The sequence below is a fragment of the Vibrio sp. 10N.239.311.G01 genome, assembly GCF_041465805.1.
Taxonomy (GTDB): domain Bacteria; phylum Pseudomonadota; class Gammaproteobacteria; order Enterobacterales; family Vibrionaceae; genus Vibrio; species Vibrio crassostreae_C.
Window position 1 is genome coordinate 11643 of record NZ_JBFSRM010000031.1, and the last position, 18302, is coordinate 29944.

Here is an 18302-nt window from a genome sequence, read left to right on the forward strand (position 1 = left end):
CATATCAACCCTTTTTGTTGGTTCATGTTACTAGGTTCTACAAACCTTAGTTAGAACAGTTCTTCTACTGCTTCACCTGATGAGGTTGAGTAGATGTCATCATTGAAACGTTCAGTGATGTACTCGGTTGGCTCTGTGCCTTTCTCGAAGTACTCGAACATTGATGAGCTATCGAACTTGTTGGTCAGTAAGCCAGTTTCACGGTCGATACGAACACGGACGATGTTCTCAGGAATCTCTTTACGCTCAGCAGGAACACCCGCTAACGCCGTACCCATGAAATCAACCCATGCAGGTTCTGCTGTTTTCGCGCCAGCTTCTGCACCAGTAATCTGATTTTTACCAAGGTTCGAGTTCGCTTTAGTACGGCCTAGGTTTCGGTTGTGGTTATCAAAACCAACCCATACCGTAGCCACCATGCCAGGGCCGTAGCCGCTGTACCAAGTATCTTTAGAATCGTTGGTGGTACCCGTTTTTCCGCCAATGTCACGACGCTTCAACGGTTGTGCACGCCAACCAGTACCGTTCCAACCAGTGCCAGCGCTCCAATCACCGCCACCCCAGATGTTGCTGTACATCATTTCACGAACAAGGAATGCGTTCTGTTCAGAGATAACTTGAGGTGCGTATTGTACTTTGGCATCCACATCTTGCTCTGCAAACTCATCAGCCATTGGGTCTGAGGTCATTTGCTGTTGGCAATCGTCTTTACAAACCACTTTTGGTGTCGCTTCAAATTCAGTCTCACCAAATGGTGTCTCAATGCGACTGATGTAGAAAGGTTCAACGTAGTAGCCGCCATTAGCGAATACTGAGTAACCTTGAGCTACTTTCATTGGCGTTAAGCTACCCGCACCCAGAGCAATGGTCTCTGAACGAGGCACTTCGTCAATATCAAAACCAAATCGAGTTAGGTAGTTACGAGTATCATCTAGGCCTACTTCGCGCAGTACACGTACCGCCATTACGTTTTTAGACTGAGCTAAGCCAATACGTAAACGAGTTGGACCCACGTAAGTCGGTGGCGAGTTCTTTGGTCGCCATGCGGTACCTTGGCTCTTATCCCATTGGTTAATCGGTGCATCGTTGATCAGTGAGGCTAGCGTTAAGCCTTTCTCAATCGCTGCTGAGTAGATAAAGGGTTTGATACCAGAACCCACCTGACGAATAGATTGCGTTGCACGGTTGAACTTGTTGTGGACAAAGTTAAAGCCACCGACCATCGACAATACCGCGCCGTTGTTCGGGTTCATTGCAACAAATGCTGTGTTCGCATTCGGTACTTGGCTTAGTCGCCATACAATCGGTGTTTCTGATTCTGCAGTCGCTGACTCTTCTGTCGGCTCTTCAGAGACTTCATCGCCGGTAACGGCTTCATGGCGAACCCAGATTTGTTCACCAACCGCCAGAATTTCTTTCGCTTGAGAAGGCGCTGGTCCTTGGCGGTTATCCGTTAGGAATTTACGCGCCCAGTTCATGCCTTGCCATTCGATAGTGCCTTCACCTTGGTTCTTAACCCAAATTTGAGCACTTTTCGAATCAACCGCGGTAACAACAGCAGGGACTAGGTCACCATAGGTTGGTTGAGACTTAAGGTGTTTAACGATTTGTTCTTGATCCCACGCTGCTTGCGCAGTCTGCCACAATACTTTTTCAGCACCACGGTAGCCGTGACGCTCATCGTAGCCAAGTAGGTTCTTAATTGCGGCTTGGTTCGCTGCTTTTTGCAGTTTCGAATCAACGGTCGTGTAGACCTTCATGCCTGATGTATAAGCTTCTTCACCATAGCGTTCCACCATCCAAGCACGTGCAACTTCAGCAACATATGGCGCGCTCAGTTCGATCTCTGCACCGTGGTATTTCGAGATAAGCTCTTCGCTACGAGCGTCATCGAACTCTGCTTGAGTGATGTATTTCTCGTCTAACATACGACGCAATACAACGTTACGACGGTTAGTCGCGCGCTCAACAGAGTAAATAGGGTTCATTGTCGAAGGTGCTTTTGGCATACCCGCAAGGGTCGCAATTTCACTCAGCGTGAGATCAGGAAGATCTTTACCGAAGTAAACACGTGCTGCCGCGCCAAAGCCATACGAACGGTGACCAAGGAAGATCTTGTTGACGTAAAGCTCCATGATCTCTTTTTTACTAAGAAGTTGCTCAATGTGGATCGCAATGAAGATCTCTTTGATCTTACGCATAATCTTTTTCTCATTAGATAAGAAGAAGTTACGCGCAAGCTGCTGAGTAATGGTACTCGCACCTTGTTTGGCTGAACCCGACATTGCAACCACGAGTGCTGCACGTGTGATACCGATTGGGTCAATACCTGGGTGTTCATAGAAACGGCTATCTTCGGTGGCAATCAGAGCCTCAACTAAGTGGCGAGGAATCTCGTCATAAGTGACTGGATTACGACGCTTTTCACCAAATTGAGAGATCAGCTTACCGTCTTGACTGAAGACTTGCATCGGCGTTTGGAGTTCTACGTCGCGCAAAGTGGCAACATCAGGCAACTCTGGTTTTACGTAAAAATAAAACCCGAAAATTGTACTGACTCCAAGAATCATGCAAATCAATGTAAATATGAATAATCGCTTTATGAACTTCACCGGATAATCCCTGATTAGTTAAGGCTGATAAGCAGCAAACCCTTGTACTCTAGGCTAAAAACTTAGCTTTCGTTTATTAACGCTTATTTAACTAATAATCACAACCCCTAGATAATCAACGAAATGCTTGGCACTTCAGGAGCTAGGTCACATGGGTTCATCATTAATTACAGGTATAGATATAAATCATCACAGCATCAAAGCCGTGGTACTAAAACCCGTGGGGGAGTTGTATGCCCTAGTGGGATACAAAGAGCTGCCGATTTCGGACGACATTTTTACAGCTAACCATACTTTGGAGTATCAGAAAACTGTTAAGAAACTTAAAGAACTTAGGAAAGGACTGCCTTTTGGCTGTCGCAACGTCGCCATTTCGGTACCTGATAACACGGTGATCAGCAAAGTACTGCAAATAGAGAGTGAGTTAGAAGACAGAGAAAAAGAGTTTTCTATCTATCAAACCTTCGCCCATCAATCTCCCTTTCCTATCGAGGAGCTGAGTTTAGATTTTGTAAAGCTGGAAGACAAACGATTTGGTAAAGGTTCGACAAGCAGTTATCAGGTATACGCCACTCGTAAAGAAGTTGTGGATAGCCGAGCGGATGCATTAACCAAGGCTGGCTTCAAACCTGTGGTGGTGGATACACAGGCGCATGGGCTACTTAATATCTGGCAATTGGCCTCGCGCCTGTATCCCGATAAGAAAAACTGGTTGCTAGTGGATGTTGGAATCGACCAAACCTCGCTAGGGGTTATCCCGCAGAATTCGGCGCCTTTCTATAAAGACATCGCCTTTGGCACTCAAGATCTTCGCAGCTCAGATGACCCGAGTGATATCGAGAGCGTGTTCGGTACTATGGAAGAGACACATCAATTCATTGTTAACCTGATTGAGAAGCTCAAGCGTCAATTGCAGCTCTATTCATCGGGAAATGCGCAGCAACCTATCTCAGGGATTTGGTTGATGGGCGAGGGCGCCAGCATCCCTATGGTAACCGAAGAGCTAGAACGCCATTTTCAGTTGAGCTGCGAGTCATTGAATCCTTTGTCTTTATTTGAGAATAAGGTCGCCAAGAGACGCCGACTGCCGATTGACTGGCAACACTTTGGTATCGCGGCGGGTATGGCGATGAGTGGACTCAAGTGGCAGGGAGAGAAGCATGTTGCATCAAATTAACCTGCTGCCGTGGCGTGATGAGATTCGTGCTCAGCACAAGAAGCGTTTTATCCATCTGGTCATTCTTGGCGTCATCATTGCGCTTATAGGGCAGTGGGCGGTTGGTCACTATTTTCACGATCAACAAGCCAAGCAGCAAGCTCGCCTCAATTACCTCAATCAGTACATTGCTGAGCTCGACCGACAAATTCAGTCGTTAAAAGTCGCAGAGCAAGAACACAAAGCCATTCTGACTCGACTTGATGTGGTTGAGTCGCTGCAGCTTGGCCGTAATAAGACCACCGACTTCATGAACTTGATGCCGGAGCTGATTCCAGAGGGTGTCTATGTCGACAAGATAAAGATGAATGGTCAGGAGATTGAAATGTCGGGCATCAGCGACAGCACTGCTCGTCTCGCCACCATGTTGGACAACCTCGAACGTTCAGATTCTTTGAAAGGGGTCGAGATGCACTCTATCGTTCATAACCGCAAGCGCTTCAATAAAGAGTTTCAGACCTTCAAGGTCTCTTTTGTGTTTAGCCCTGTGTCTTTAGAAAACACAACCGCGAGCAGAAAAGATAAGGGGGCGCATCATGGCTAACCTTCAAAATAGGATTAGTAGGCAAAACAGGATGAGCTTGCAAGATCTCGATGTTGATGAGATCACCGAATGGCCATTGTTGCCTCAGCTTCTCGTGATTCTGGTGTTGATGGTGTTAATCCAAGGTGTTGGCACTTGGCTGTATCTGCTGCCGCTCGACGAGGAACTGAAACAGATGAAGCAACAGGAGCAGACCTTAAAAACGACCTTGAGGATAAAGGCGAATAAGGTTGCAGCCTTGCCTAAGTTGCAGAGCCAGTTGGATGAGCTAACTAGTCGCTACGATTATCTATTAGAGCAGCTGCCCGTTCAAAAGGAGTTAGCGAGCATGTTGGCCTCCGTGAATGAGCTCGGCTTGGATAACTCGCTGACCTTCACACGAATCGATTGGGGGCAAAAGCAGAATAAGGAGTTTCTCTATCGATTGCCTCTCAATATAGAGCTGACAGGTGACTATCACGAGATTGGTGACTTCTCTGCTGCCATCGCCAAGCTGCCGCGTATTATTAGCTTTGATGATGTGAATTGGCAGCGAGTCAGTCAAGAAAGTAGCACGCTGCACTTTAGGGTTCGAGCTTATACCTACCAGTTTAAATCGGAGGTTAATGATGAAACCCAATAGCGCGTTTTACTCAATCGTATTGATGCTTGCGTTGTCAGGCTGCAAAGCTAATCAAGACTCACTGCAAGATTTTGTGGCGCAGGTTGAAGCCAAGGCGAGAAAAGATGTCGAGCAACTTGTCCCAGCAACTGAATTCACGGCGGCGACTTATCAGCGCCGATCTTTGCGTCCTCCCTTTGAACTGCCTAAAGAAGCCATTGTGCAAAACCAACCCTTGGTTAAGAAAGACTGTTGGCAACCCAGCGCCCGTTCTCGTAATGGCAAGTTAGAGAAGTACCCGCTGAGTAAGCTTCGTTTAAGAGGCGTGATGGGCAGTGGCTCAAGCGTGTTTGGCTTAGTGCAAACACCCAAAGGCAACGTGGTAAACGTCAAGAAAGGCCAGTTTATCGGCTTAAACAATGGCCGAGTTACTAAGGTGACGAGCCAATACGTTCAGATTAATGAAACTCTTCCAGATGGCTTAGGTTGTTGGCATAAGCGCAACGTTAGGCTGGCTCTGAAGTAAACCAATGTCACATGATGTGGATATGAGATGTAAATATGATTAAAGGAATAAGTGGATTAGTGAGCAAGGCTCTACAAGGTTTTGCTGTGTCTGTGATGTTGGTTGTTAGCGTGCTCAGCCATGCCGAGAGCTTACCGAACAAATTGGAGAATATTGATTTTAGGGTCAATAAGGATAAAGACGCCGTCATCATTATTGAGCTGGCGACCAGCACAGCAGTGGTGGATGTTCAACGAGCTCAGGAAGGGTTAAGTATCGAGCTAATCAATACTCAAGTTGATGATGACAAGCTCTACCTGCTGGATGTGAAGGATTTCGCTACCTTGGTTGAAGGCATTGAAGTCTATAAAGAGACACCAAGCACTCGGCTTCTAGCGACGATTAGCAATGACTATCAGTATGAATACAACCTAAAGGGGCGCTTTATTGAGGTGGTGATCAGCAAACCGGTGCTCGATGAAGCGACCAAAGAAAAAAGCGTTCTAGAGAAAGAGGGCAAGCTGATATCGATTAACTTCCAGGATATCCCGGTACGAAATGTCCTGCAACTGATTGCCGATTACAACGACTTCAATCTCGTGGTGTCTGATTCGGTAGCCGGAAACCTGACGTTACGCTTAGATGGCGTACCTTGGCAGCAAGTTCTCGACATTATCTTGCAAGTTAAAGGCTTGGATAAGCGTGTTGATGGCAATGTTATCTTGGTCGCGCCGAAAGCGGAGCTCGACCTTCGAGAGCAACAAGCGTTAGAGAAATCGCGCTTAGAAGAGGAGTTAGGGGAGCTTAAATCGGAAATCATCAAGATTAACTTTGCTAAAGCCACCGACATCGCTGACATGATTGGAGGTGAAGGTGCGGTCAGCATGTTGTCCGATCGTGGTTCGATTACCATTGATGAGCGCACCAACTCACTGCTCATTCGTGAATTGGAAGAAAACATTGCCGTGATCCGAGGCATCATTGAATCGTTAGACATTCCCGTGAAGCAGGTACAGATAGAGGCGCGTATTGTCACGGTTACTGAGGGTAATCTTGATGAGCTTGGCGTGCGCTGGGGCGTTTCCTCAACCAACGGAAGCTTCACCGTTGGTGGCTCAATCGAAGGTAACCACCCATCAGCGATTACGCCGTATGACGACGATAGCGGCAGCAGCGTGATTGATGACTATCTCAACGTCAATTTAGGGGCAACATCGCCGAACGCCTCGAGTATTGCGTTTCAGGTGGCCAAACTGGGTTCAGATACCTTACTCGATCTTGAACTGTCGGCACTGCAACAAGAGTCAAAAGCTGAAATCATTTCTAGTCCACGCTTAATCACCACCAATAAAAAGCCGGCTTATATTGAGCAAGGTACTGAAATTCCTTACTTAGAGTCATCTTCAAGTGGCGCTACGTCGGTTGCATTTAAGAAAGCGGTGTTGAGTCTTAAGGTGACACCGCAGATCACACCCGACAATCGTTTGGTATTGGATTTGAGCGTGACTCAAGATAGGCCAGGGCAAGTGGTAAAAACTGGAAACGGTGAAGCGGTCGCCATTGATACGCAAAGAATAGGTACGCAAGTGCTTGTTAATAATGGTGAAACTGTCGTGCTTGGCGGGATATTTCAGCACAGCGTGAGCAGTACAGTGGATAAAGTTCCTCTGTTGGGGGACCTGCCAGTTTTGGGCGCATTGTTCCGTCGCAGCTATGAAAATGTGGGTAAAAGTGAACTACTTATTTTTGTCACACCCAAAGTTGTGATTCAGTAATGAACAATTAGATTAAAAATAAAGTTGCATTAGTGGCACCTAACCTTGATAATTTCGGGTCTTATCACGAATTATCTGTGAGGAATCGGTGCCACGGGCCTTTTAATTTCAGTACTTGTACTGACCTACCTTGTGGCGATGTCATTGAATTAACGTTGTAAATTACTGCTAAAAACATGGCTGAGAAACGCAATATTTTTCTTGTTGGCCCAATGGGCGCCGGCAAAAGTACAATTGGTAGACACCTAGCTTCCCAACTTCATATGGAGTTTCTAGACTCTGACACTGTGATCGAAGAGCGCACTGGCGCAGACATCGCATGGGTTTTTGATGTTGAGGGCGAAGAAGGTTTCCGTAAGCGCGAAGAATCTGTAATCAATGATCTGACAGAAGAACAAGGTATTGTTCTTGCGACAGGTGGTGGTTCAGTGTTGAGCAAAGAAAACCGTAACCGTCTATCTGCACGAGGCATTGTTGTATACCTAGAGACAACAATTGAAAAGCAACTTGCTCGCACTAACCGCGACAAGAAACGCCCTCTACTTCAAACAGACAACCCGCGTGATGTGCTAGAAGATCTAGCTGTATCTCGCAACGCACTATACGAAGAAGTGGCGGACTACACAGTTCGTACTGACGACCAAAGTGCAAAAGTGGTAGCCAACCAGATCGTAAAAATGCTAGAAGAACGTTAAGTTCATTTTTTCGGAGAGCAAACCCATGGAACGGATTACGGTCAATCTAGCTGAGCGTAGCTACCCTATCTCTATTGGCGCCGGGTTATTTGAAGACCCGGCGTACCTTTCTTTTTTATCAGGTAAGCAGAAAGTTGTTGTTATCAGTAATGTGACAGTAGCGCCTCTTTATGCTGATAAAATTTTATCGCTATTGGATCAAGTCGGCTGTCAGACATCTCTTCTCGAGCTGCCAGACGGTGAACAGTACAAAACCCTTGAAACGTTCAATTCAGTGATGAGCTACATGCTTGAAGGAAATTACAGCCGCGATGTGGTGGTGATTGCTTTAGGAGGTGGTGTTATCGGTGACTTGGTCGGTTTTGCTGCCTCTTGTTACCAGCGCGGTATTGATTTCATTCAAATCCCGACGACCCTTCTTTCTCAAGTGGACTCTTCTGTTGGTGGTAAAACCGCAGTAAACCATCCTCTTGGTAAGAATATGATCGGCGCTTTTTACCAACCGAAATCTGTGATCATCGATACCAACTGTTTATCAACGCTTCCAGAGCGTGAGTTTGCAGCGGGCATTGCTGAGGTGATCAAATACGGCATCATTTACGATGAAGCCTTCTTTGATTGGTTGGAGCAGAATCTAGAGAAACTTTATCAACTTGATGAAGAAGCACTGATTACCGCGATTGCTCGTTGTTGTGCAATTAAGGCTGAAGTGGTGGCTCTAGATGAAAAAGAGTCAGGAATCAGAGCGTTATTGAACCTAGGTCATACATTTGGTCATGCGATTGAAGCAGAACTAGGCTATGGTATTTGGCTACATGGTGAAGCTGTGTCGTCAGGCACTGTAATGGCAGCTAAAACAGCTCAATTACAGGGACTGATCTCTCAGCAGCAACTTGAGCGAATTATTTCTATACTCAAGAATGCGAAACTACCAATCCATACGCCAGAAAGCATGTCTTTTGAAGACTTTATGAAGCACATGATGCGCGATAAAAAAGTGCTGTCTGGTCAGTTGCGTTTGGTATTACCAACAAGTATTGGTACTGCTGAAGTGGTTGCTGATGTGCCTCAAGACATCATTAAACAAGCGATCGATTTCTGCCGTACTCTTTAAATTTGGTTGTGAGGTTGCCTAGCTAAACTCTAGGCAACTGAAGCGTTTTACTGATCGATCTTATCAGTAGGGATCCCCAATGAGTTTGGCTCATGAATTAAGAGTATTAGAGTTAGAATCTCAAGTTGAGCTGCTAGAGCGCTTACAGCTTTTGACTAACTTTGGTTCAAACCTTGTGACGGTGGCGGGCAAAGCTGGCTCTGGCCGATCTTGGTTGGCTCAGCGTTATCTTGAAGCATGGTCGACAGAAAAAAATCAGTGTTTACTGCTTTGTCATCCAAGCCAAGACGATCAACAACGCCGTGCGCTCATTCTTAGCCAAATTGTTTCTGATCCCCTGTTTAATCAACATGATTCTTTATCGGATAGCCTAACAAGGTTACTGGATGGAGAACCGTGTAATGTGGTTATCGTCGTTGATGATGCCCAACGACTTTCTGAGCTATTGGTATCCGAATTATGGATGTTGGTACTGGAAGCTCAATCAAACCCTCAATGGACGATCAATATCGTTCTCTTCTCGGAACCTGGCCACTTAGATACGTTATTAACGCGTTTGAGCTACGGTCAACAACACAAACCTATCGATCTTGAGATCGATGACCTTTCGCAACCAGAAGCTGAACATTTCTTTGAATCACTGGTGATTCGATATGTTGATGATGAGTCTGAAACTTGCGTGCGACGTGCGTTTAATAAAGCGCAACCTCTGCCCGGTGGGTTAATGGCTTTAGGAGAATTGAAAGTGGAAAAAAGGATTATTATTCGCTCAATTATTGGCTCACCCATCAATATCGCGATTGTGGTGGCCTTGCTGTTGATTTTAATTGGTGGTGGTTATTGGTGGATGTTCAGTCAACCAACCCCTGACGATAAAGCGCAATCTCTTATCGCTCCGATTGAACAGACAGCTATCCCAACTTTTGAAGTGGAAAGTGGTACCGAGCAAGCTGGAATCGACGGAATGGACGATTCTGAAGCCGAAGCTGACATGAGTTATCAAGGTGCTGATGACGACAGCTCATCTTTGCCACCGACTGTCGTTGAAGATACCGCGAGTGTTGGAGAAGTCGAACAAGATCAGCAGCGTGTCGTAATCACCTCTGATGTGGTTGATGCCTTGCTTGATGATAAACCTGAAAGTGCCGATACCAGTGCGATTGATGCTGCTGTTGAAGAAAACACAGGTGCCGCGGTGAGTTCGCAATCAGATGCAGACAAAGTGGAGTCACAGCCTTCAGCCGATGAAGCAACAGACCTAACACAGTCCACGCCACCGACTAAGAAAATTACATTCTCATTTTCTCGCGAAGAGTTACAAGCTATCTCTCCGCGAGCTTATACTTTGCAGTTGAGTGCGATGACCTCATTGGACGACGTACAGTCTTTCATTGAAGAGTATGACCTTGAGAACAAGGTTCGTATTTACCCAACACTTCGCAACGACACCAAGTGGTTTATTATCACTTATCAAGATTACCCAACGATTCAAGTGGCGAGAGACGCGGTAAGTGCGTTATCAAAACCCCTTCAACAGTTGGAACCTTGGGCAAAATCGATGAATCAAGTGCATCGAGAGATAGAACGTGCGAAATAACCCTGAGCTTAGCCTCAAAATATGTTACATTCCGCAGCCTTATTTTTGAGTTGATAGATAGAGCAGTAAATGAAAAAGCAGCGTGCCTTTCTAAAATGGGCTGGTGGTAAATATGGCCTAGTTGAAGACATCCAACGTCACCTGCCACCTGCTCGTAAATTGGTAGAACCGTTTGTCGGTGCCGGCTCAGTATTTCTGAATACTGACTTTGAACAGTACCTGCTTGCAGATATCAATCCCGATCTTATCAACCTGTACAACCTGCTTAAAACCGATCCTGAAACTTATATCACGGAAGCGAAGCGCTGGTTCTGTCCTGAGAACAACCGTAAAGAAGCCTTCTTAGATATTCGCGCTGAGTTCAATGGTACAGATAACGTCATGTATCGTTCATTGGCTTTCTTGTATATGAACCGATTTGGCTTCAATGGCCTATGTCGTTACAACAAGAAGGGCGGTTTTAACGTTCCATTTGGTTCTTATAAAAAACCTTACTTCCCAGAAGCTGAGCTGGAATTTTTTGCCGAGAAAGCGAAAAAAGCCACCTTCGTCTGTGAGGGATACCATGAAACCTTTAGCCGCGCGCGCAAAGGCTGTGTGGTTTACTGCGATCCTCCATACGCACCACTATCGAACACGGCAAACTTTACCTCTTACGCAGGTAATGGCTTTAGCTTAGATGACCAAGCTGCACTGGCGGATGTTGCTGAAAAAGCAGCGATGGAACGAGGCATCCCTGTCTTGATCTCAAACCATGACACCACCTTAACGCGCCGTTTATACCATGGTGCAGAACTGAACGTGGTCAAGGTTAAGCGCACCATTAGCCGTAATGGCGCAGGGCGCAATAAAGTCGATGAGTTACTGGCACTTTTTCATAAAGAGAAAAACCAGCAACACGCTTCAGAAGAATTGTAGCGGCCAACATAACCCTCGAACTCATTAAATTGAGTGACCAACGGGTACTTTCATAAACTAATCTTTCGAACTGCTAGGATCTGCTTAGTTGCTTAGGTAGAATTGCACACCAAATAGTCTTGGAATTGAGTCTTGTATTTGTATATGAGATGTCACAAGGCGGTGATATTCGCAATTTACTCACTCTTAAGAGGTTTGGTATGAAAGATTTTCTAATCGCTCCATCGATTTTGTCTGCAGATTTTGCTCGTCTTGGTGAAGACGTAGAAAAAGTACTCGCAGCTGGTGCTGATGTTGTGCACTTCGATGTGATGGACAACCACTACGTACCTAACCTGACTTTTGGCGCGCCTATCTGTAAAGCGCTGCGCGACTACGGTATTACGGCTCCTATCGATGTTCACCTTATGGTTAAGCCAGTAGACAGCATCGTGCCTGAGTTTGCTAAAGCCGGCGCATCAATGATTACCTTCCACGTTGAAGCTTCAGAGCACATCGATCGCACTCTACAGCTAATCAAAGAGCACGGCTGTAAAGCGGGTGTGGTTCTTAACCCTGCAACGCCGCTTTCTTGCTTAGATTACATCCTAGACAAAGTAGACATGATTCTACTGATGTCTGTGAACCCAGGCTTCGGCGGTCAATCTTTCATTCCGCACACGCTAGATAAACTACGTGCTGTTCGTAAGCTGATTGATGAGTCAGGCCGTGACATTCGCCTTGAGATTGATGGCGGCGTGAAGGTTGATAACATCCGTGAAATCGCAGAAGCGGGCGCAGATATGTTCGTTGCGGGTTCAGCTATCTTCAATCAACCAGATTACAAAGAAGTGATTGATGAGATGCGTGCAGAGCTTGCAAAAGTAAACGCATAATCGTAAAACTACAGATAGATTGAATATTAAGGGGCTAATTTGCCCCTTTTTTACGTCTTATAGCTCAACTCATAAGACGAACATAATAAATAGGAAAGTAAGATGTCATTAAGCTCAATAAAACTGATCGCCTTTGATTTGGATGGAACCTTGTTAGACAGCGTGCCTGATTTGGCCGTTGCTGCTGACCAAGCTTGTCAGGAGTTGGGTTTCCCTTCAGTGAGCGAAGAACAAGTTCGCGACTACGTAGGTAATGGTGCTGATGTTCTTATCGGACGTTCACTCAGCCGTAACTTGACGGTAGACCCAAGCCTAGAGCCAGAGCTCCTGAAAAAAGCACGCATCCTGTTTGATGATTTCTATGAGCAGGGCGGTCACAAGCTAAGTCACCTTTACCCATCGGTTAAAGAGACGCTGGCTGAGCTGGATAAAGCCGGCTTCACTATGGCGCTGGTTACCAACAAGCCATCGAAGTTTGTACCAGACGTACTGGCGCAACACGGTATTGATAAGTACTTTGTTGATGTGTTGGGTGGCGACTCTTTCCCAGAGAAAAAACCGAACCCAGTCGCTCTGAACTGGTTGCTAGAAAAGCACAATGTAAAAGCGGAAGAGATGTTGATGGTTGGCGATTCAAGCAACGACATTAAAGCGGCTAAGAATGCAGGTTGTCACTCGTTTGGTCTGACTTACGGTTATAACCACGGCGAGCCGATTTCAGCATCAAACCCTGACTATGTCGCGGATAACGTCGCGCAATTACTAGATGTCGTTCTAGTTTCAGCATAAAGCGGACAAAAGTTAGCTAACCTACTAGCAAAATACTTATCAATGAGTACACTGGATGAGCCGTACAGAAGAGCTGTGCGGCTTTTCTATATTTAAGTTAAGAAGCTAAGCGTTCAATAAACTTAGCGAATAAGCAAAGGAATTAAAACCATGAGCAAGCCCATCGTATTGAGTGGTGTTCAACCATCTGGTGAACTGAGTATCGGTAACTACTTGGGTGCTCTACGTCAATGGCAACAGATGCAAGATGATTACGATTGCCAATACTGTGTTGTAGACCTTCACGCAATTACGGTTCGCCAAGATCCGAAAGCACTGCATGAAGCGACCCTAGACGCATTAGCAATCTGTCTTGCTGTCGGTGTTGATCCAAAGAAGAGCACGCTATTTGTTCAGTCACACGTACCAGAGCATGCTCAACTTGGTTGGCTTCTTAACTGTTACACACAAATGGGTGAACTGAGCCGTATGACTCAGTTTAAAGATAAGTCTGCACGTCACTCAAATGACGTAAACGTAGGCCTATACGATTACCCAGTGTTGATGGCTGCAGATATCCTGCTTTACGGTGCTCACCAAGTGCCAGTAGGTAGCGACCAGAAACAACACCTAGAGCTAGCGCGTGATATCGCAACTCGCTTCAATAACATCTACGGTCCTGAAACGCCAATCTTCCAAGTACCAGAACCTTACATTCCAACAGTGAATGCACGTGTAATGAGCCTGCAAGACGCGACGAAGAAGATGTCTAAGTCGGACGACAACCGTAAGAACGTGATTACTCTGCTAGAAGAGCCTAAGTCGATCATCAAGAAGATCAACAAAGCGCAAACCGATGCAGAAACACCACCACGCATTGCTCACGATTGGGAAAACAAAGCGGGTATCTCTAACCTAATGGGTCTGTACTCTGCAGCGACGGGTAAAACGTTCGAAGAGATCGAAGCGCAGTACCAAGGCGTTGAAATGTACGGTCCGTTCAAGAAAGACGTAGGCGCAGCATTGGTTGAGATGCTTGAGCCGATTCAAGCTGAATATCACCGTATCCGTGCTGACCGTGCCTACATGGACGCAGTAATGAAAGCCGGTGCTGAAAAAGCCTCTGAACGTGCTGCAGTGACACTGAAAAAAGCATACGAAGCAGTAGGTTTTGTTACTCGCCCATAGGGTGAACTAACACAACTCGCTTGAGAATTTGAGCCCAAAGTAGCTGTTGTTTACTTTGGGCTTTTTCATGCCCATTCCATTTGCCTTCCTCGAAACCCCCTTGTTTGAATTGATAATTTACCCAGTATTTAGCTAGCATATCCATCGCTGTAATGCTGTGCAGATGATCTTATTTGGTACCCTCAAGCTTTATAAAATCACACTCGTTTCTATATATGTTGGAAATATATAACGTGCCAAACAATTGATGATTCCAAAGTGATAAGTTCCTCATTTTCTTGCCAACTGACTTATTCCTTTCATAAATAAACCTGATAGTTACCACAAAATACATGACTGCCCATAGATGGCAGTGACTATAACTCGATGAACTCAGGTGAAACGGATGGCTCTTTTACACAAACCTTCATTGCTAGCAGTGGCAATTGGTAGCTTGTTAACTACAAGCGCACACGCTGATTTGTTTATTTCACAATATGTGGAAGGCGGCAGCTATAACAAAGCGGTTGAGATTGCCAATAGTGGCGATAGCAGCATTAGTTTAGATGGTTACTCATTGGCGAAATCTGCCAATGGCAACGGATCATGGGGTGCCACTTTACCTTTAGATGGACACGTTTTAGCACCCGGTGAAGTACTCGTGGTCGCACATTCTAGTGCGAGTGATGAGATTAAAGCTCAAGCTGACATCATTAATGCCTCTATCGCCAATCATAATGGTGACGACCCGCTGGCTATCTTGAATTCAGACGGCTCGGTACATGATGTTGTTGGTTTGATGGGCGATGTGGACTGGGGCAAAGATGTTACTTTGGTTCGTGCGACACAAACACCTTCTGCGACGTTTGATGCTTCACAATGGGTATCGTTACCAAAAGACAGCATTGAAGGCCTAGGTTCACTAGACAGCGTTGAACTGCCAGAAGCGTTCACTTGTACACAAGATGGCTCTGACCCAGTATTCACCACCATTCAAGAAATCCAAGGTGAGGGCGCTACATCGCCATTCATCGATGGCTACCCATACATCACCGACGATGAATATTTCGTAAAAGGTGTGGTAAGTGCGGTAACAACAGGCCTAACTAAAGGCTTCTACCTGCAAGCACTTGAGGATGATTTCAACTCAAGCACTTCTGAGGGTCTATTTATTCATACCAACCAGTCGAGCTCAGAGCTAGTAGCCGGTGATGTAGTGTGTGTGAAAGGCAAGGTTCAAGAATACTACAGCCACACTCAGCTGAAAGTAGAAAACAACCAATGGCTAAAACAGGGCGAGCAGCAGGCACCTGAAGCTACGGCGATTGAAGTGCTAGACAGTGACGAGAACTTCGCTGCAACGCTTGAACGCTACGAAGGCATGTTGGTGAAAACAACCGAAGCGCTTGATATGCGTGTGACGCGTGCCTTTGGTTATGACTACGCAGGTCGTCGTAACAACATGGTACTGGCGCATGAGCGTATTAACATGCAGCCGAACCAGCTTTTCGCCGCGGGATCTGACGAAGCGAAGCAGCAAACTGAAGACAACGCAGACCGCCGTCTTTTCGTTGAAACCGATCAAAAAGCGGCTGATGGACAAGTCCCTTTCTACCCAGATTTTGGCCGCACTGATATCGACCAAGATGGTTCAACAGAAGATTACATCCGCATTGATGACACCATTGTTGGCCTAGAAGGCGTGCTGACTTACAGCTACGGTGAGTACCGTTTAATTGCGACTAACCAGATCTCGGCTGAAAACTATGTGCGTAACGATCCGCGTACCGACAAACCAGACATGGATGAAGGCGACCTACGTATTGCGACCTTCAACGTATTGAACTACTTCAACTCTCCATTTGGTGGCGACGCGAATCAGCACGGCAATAACCGTGGCGCGAACACCATCACTGAGTTTGAGATGCAGCAAGAGAAGATTGTGAACGCGATTCTTCGCTTAGATGCAGACATCATTGGCTTGATGGAAATTGAGAACAATGGCTTTGGTGAAGGCTCTGCCATTCAGCAACTTGTAAACCAACTGAATGATCGCATTGAGCGTAAGAAAGACCGTTATACCTTTGTGGCTGTCGACTCGAACGAAGACGGCGTAACCGACGAGATGGACTCTATTGGTACTGACGTTATCACAACGGGTGTTATCTACCGTAAGAAGGTGGTTAAGCTTAAAGACAGCCGTGTTATCGCGATGCCAAGCCAACAAGCACCAGAGGTGTTAGACGATTCAGGCAAGGTGATTGAAGACGGTAAGAACTACCAACGTGACTCATTGGCGCCAACCTTTAAAGTTAAAGGCACCAAAGAGAAACTCACCGTAGCGATCAACCACTTTAAATCGAAAGGCTCTAAGTGTTGGGAAGATGCTGCTCCGATTGAGCAGGGCGGCCAAGGCGGCGTTGATGCCGATAAGCAAGGTTCATGTGAGAACTTCCGTGTTGCTGCGGCGGTTGCATTAGGTGAAGCGCTCGATGGCATCAAAGGTCACAAAGTGATCCTGGGTGATATGAACTCGTACGGCATGGAAGATCCAATGCTGGTGCTAACCGATTACTCGGAAGAGAAATACGGCAAGCAGATCAAAGCAGCTCGTAATACCTACATTGATGGTGTTGAGCAGTTTGGTGATAGCGGTGCGGTGATTACGAAGAACTACGGTTATATCAATGCTGTGGCTCAAAAGCACCCAGACAGCTGGAGCTACTCATACAATGATGAAGTTGGCGCTCTAGACCACCTGCTGATCAGCGAAAGCCTGAAAGATAGGGTTGTCGATGCTACCGATTGGCACATCAATGGTGGTGAGTCGACGTTGTTTGACTACAACGAAGAGTACAAAGGTGACCTACCTAAGTACCAAGATCACTTCCGTTCATCGGATCATGATCCTGCCGTTCTTGAGCTAAGAGTAGGCGGTTCATTTGGCTTCGGTGCTCTTATGTCACTATTTGGCTTAGCAATGTGGCGTCGTCGTAAGTAGCTCAATCACAAATAGATTGGCTTGCCATACAAGTAAGCCAATTCAGATAACTTAACGCTATCTGTAAACAATTAAGGTCAACTTAGGTTGGCCTTAATTATTGGCGAAATGCAGTTTCCACTTGCCTTTCGCTATGGGTATTGCACAATACCGCCCCTATATCTCCCAATCCTTTAGTATTTAGCAAACGATTTCGACCCATGTTACTTATCATCGATAACTACGACTCTTTTACCTATAACTTGTATCAGTATTTCTGTGAGTTAGGGGTAACTGTAAAAGTTGTTCGCAACGATGAGATTGATATTGCGGGCATCGAAGCGCTAAATCCTAGCCATCTTGTTATCTCGCCGGGCCCATGTACGCCCGATGATGCGGGAATTTCGCTGCAGGTGATTGAACACTTCGTTGGTAAGCTGCCGATCTTAGGTGTGTGTCTTGGTCATCAAGCCATTGCTCAAGTCTTTGGTGGTGAAGTGGTGAGAGCCAGACAAGTGATGCACGGTAAAACCTCGCCTATTCGTCATAACGGGAAGAGTGTTTTTCAAGGTCTCAATAACCCTCTGACTGTGACTCGTTACCACTCTTTAGTGGTGAAAAACGGCACATTACCAGACTGTTTTGAGCTGACGTCTTGGACGGAATTTGAAGATGGTAGCATGGATGAGATCATGGGTTATCAACACAAAACCTTGCCGATTGATGCCGTCCAATTTCACCCTGAATCGATTAAAACAGAGCAAGGACACCAGCTTCTCGCTAACTTCCTAGCACGCTGAGTGTTTAAATTTGACTCTTTCTCCGTCTAAATAAGCCAGTTTAACGTATTCCATTACCCGTTAAGCGTTTAAATTCGGGCGCTACGCGTCTTCATCCCTCTGACGCCGATCACTTTTTATAACATTTCTCCCTCG

Annotated in this window: 15 protein-coding genes; 14 read left to right on the top strand and 1 reads right to left on the bottom strand. The window is 46.1% G+C overall.

Going from position 1 to position 18302, the window contains the following annotated elements:
- Window positions 1–50: 50 nt before the first annotated feature.
- The gene (locus tag AB6D06_RS19615; RefSeq protein WP_372111493.1) at window positions 51–2612 is read right to left on the bottom strand and encodes a penicillin-binding protein 1A; all 2562 of its coding nucleotides are present in this window, start codon (window positions 2610–2612) and stop codon (window positions 51–53) included.
- 151 nt (window positions 2613–2763) lie between these two features.
- On the opposite strand from AB6D06_RS19615, the gene pilM reads away from it, so the two are divergent.
- The 14 genes from pilM to AB6D06_RS19685 all read left to right on the top strand — a co-directional run bounded on the left by pilM (window position 2764) and on the right by AB6D06_RS19685 (window position 18167).
- Window positions 2764–3789, top strand: a complete 1026-nt coding sequence (gene pilM, locus AB6D06_RS19620; protein WP_017061130.1) for a type IV pilus assembly protein PilM — start codon at window positions 2764–2766, stop codon at window positions 3787–3789.
- Window positions 3773–4372, top strand: a complete 600-nt coding sequence (locus tag AB6D06_RS19625; RefSeq protein WP_017061129.1) for a PilN domain-containing protein — start codon at window positions 3773–3775, stop codon at window positions 4370–4372. The genes pilM and AB6D06_RS19625 overlap by 17 nt, the downstream gene beginning before the upstream one ends.
- Window positions 4365–4994 (top strand): type 4a pilus biogenesis protein PilO, encoded by a 630-nt coding sequence (locus AB6D06_RS19630; protein ID WP_017061128.1) that lies wholly within the window; start codon window positions 4365–4367, stop codon window positions 4992–4994. Before AB6D06_RS19625 ends, AB6D06_RS19630 begins: the two co-directional genes overlap by 8 nt.
- A complete protein-coding gene (locus AB6D06_RS19635) occupies window positions 4981–5499 on the top strand; it encodes a pilus assembly protein PilP (RefSeq protein WP_017063694.1) in 519 nt (172 codons plus the stop codon). The genes AB6D06_RS19630 and AB6D06_RS19635 overlap by 14 nt, the downstream gene beginning before the upstream one ends.
- Before the next feature lie 35 nt (window positions 5500–5534).
- Entirely contained in the window at window positions 5535–7253 is a 1719-nt protein-coding gene (locus AB6D06_RS19640; protein ID WP_372111497.1) for a type IV pilus secretin PilQ, read from the top strand.
- Between the two features lie 176 nt (window positions 7254–7429).
- The gene (aroK, locus tag AB6D06_RS19645) at window positions 7430–7948 is read left to right on the top strand and encodes a shikimate kinase AroK (protein WP_017061125.1); all 519 of its coding nucleotides are present in this window, start codon (window positions 7430–7432) and stop codon (window positions 7946–7948) included.
- Window positions 7949–7973: 25 nt separating this feature from the next.
- Window positions 7974–9062, top strand: coding sequence for a 3-dehydroquinate synthase (gene aroB / locus AB6D06_RS19650; RefSeq protein WP_017066199.1), 1089 nt, complete (start codon window positions 7974–7976; stop codon window positions 9060–9062).
- 79 nt (window positions 9063–9141) lie between these two features.
- Window positions 9142–10659, top strand: a complete 1518-nt coding sequence (locus AB6D06_RS19655) for an AAA family ATPase (protein ID WP_372111501.1) — start codon at window positions 9142–9144, stop codon at window positions 10657–10659.
- 69 nt (window positions 10660–10728) lie between these two features.
- A complete protein-coding gene (locus AB6D06_RS19660) occupies window positions 10729–11577 on the top strand; it encodes a Dam family site-specific DNA-(adenine-N6)-methyltransferase (RefSeq protein WP_017061122.1) in 849 nt (282 codons plus the stop codon).
- Between the two features lie 200 nt (window positions 11578–11777).
- Complete coding sequence (gene rpe / locus AB6D06_RS19665) at window positions 11778–12452, top strand: ribulose-phosphate 3-epimerase (protein WP_010435263.1); 675 nt, start codon at window positions 11778–11780, stop codon at window positions 12450–12452.
- Window positions 12453–12554: 102 nt separating this feature from the next.
- Complete coding sequence (locus tag AB6D06_RS19670; RefSeq protein ID WP_017061120.1) at window positions 12555–13241, top strand: phosphoglycolate phosphatase; 687 nt, start codon at window positions 12555–12557, stop codon at window positions 13239–13241.
- Window positions 13242–13391: 150 nt separating this feature from the next.
- On the top strand, window positions 13392–14408 hold the full coding sequence (gene trpS, locus AB6D06_RS19675) for a tryptophan--tRNA ligase (RefSeq protein WP_016796005.1): 1017 nt from the start codon (window positions 13392–13394) through the stop codon (window positions 14406–14408).
- A 385-nt stretch (window positions 14409–14793) separates the two neighbouring features.
- Window positions 14794–17388 carry an ExeM/NucH family extracellular endonuclease gene (locus AB6D06_RS19680; RefSeq protein ID WP_102319997.1) on the top strand — a complete coding sequence of 865 codons (2595 nt, stop codon included), beginning with the start codon at window positions 14794–14796 and terminating at the stop codon, window positions 17386–17388.
- 200 nt (window positions 17389–17588) lie between these two features.
- Window positions 17589–18167, top strand: coding sequence for an aminodeoxychorismate/anthranilate synthase component II (locus AB6D06_RS19685; RefSeq protein WP_009848915.1), 579 nt, complete (start codon window positions 17589–17591; stop codon window positions 18165–18167).
- Window positions 18168–18302: the final 135 nt, after the last annotated feature.

Bases quoted from the DNA above. Each gene is read 5' to 3' on its own strand.
- aroK (WP_017061125.1), top strand. From the start codon at position 7,430: ATGGCTGAGAAACGCAATATTTTTCTTGTTGGCCCAATGGGCGCCGGC.
- AB6D06_RS19635 (WP_017063694.1), top strand. From the start codon at position 4,981: ATGAAACCCAATAGCGCGTTTTACTCAATCGTATTGATGCTTGCGTTG.
- AB6D06_RS19680 (WP_102319997.1), top strand. From the start codon at position 14,794: ATGGCTCTTTTACACAAACCTTCATTGCTAGCAGTGGCAATTGGTAGC.
- AB6D06_RS19660 (WP_017061122.1), top strand. From the start codon at position 10,729: ATGAAAAAGCAGCGTGCCTTTCTAAAATGGGCTGGTGGTAAATATGGC.
- AB6D06_RS19670 (WP_017061120.1), top strand. From the start codon at position 12,555: ATGTCATTAAGCTCAATAAAACTGATCGCCTTTGATTTGGATGGAACC.
- AB6D06_RS19630 (WP_017061128.1), top strand. From the start codon at position 4,365: ATGGCTAACCTTCAAAATAGGATTAGTAGGCAAAACAGGATGAGCTTG.
- pilM (WP_017061130.1), top strand. From the start codon at position 2,764: ATGGGTTCATCATTAATTACAGGTATAGATATAAATCATCACAGCATC.
- AB6D06_RS19625 (WP_017061129.1), top strand. From the start codon at position 3,773: ATGTTGCATCAAATTAACCTGCTGCCGTGGCGTGATGAGATTCGTGCT.
- AB6D06_RS19640 (WP_372111497.1), top strand. From the start codon at position 5,535: ATGATTAAAGGAATAAGTGGATTAGTGAGCAAGGCTCTACAAGGTTTT.
- AB6D06_RS19685 (WP_009848915.1), top strand. From the start codon at position 17,589: ATGTTACTTATCATCGATAACTACGACTCTTTTACCTATAACTTGTAT.
- rpe (WP_010435263.1), top strand. From the start codon at position 11,778: ATGAAAGATTTTCTAATCGCTCCATCGATTTTGTCTGCAGATTTTGCT.
- AB6D06_RS19655 (WP_372111501.1), top strand. From the start codon at position 9,142: ATGAGTTTGGCTCATGAATTAAGAGTATTAGAGTTAGAATCTCAAGTT.
- aroB (WP_017066199.1), top strand. From the start codon at position 7,974: ATGGAACGGATTACGGTCAATCTAGCTGAGCGTAGCTACCCTATCTCT.
- trpS (WP_016796005.1), top strand. From the start codon at position 13,392: ATGAGCAAGCCCATCGTATTGAGTGGTGTTCAACCATCTGGTGAACTG.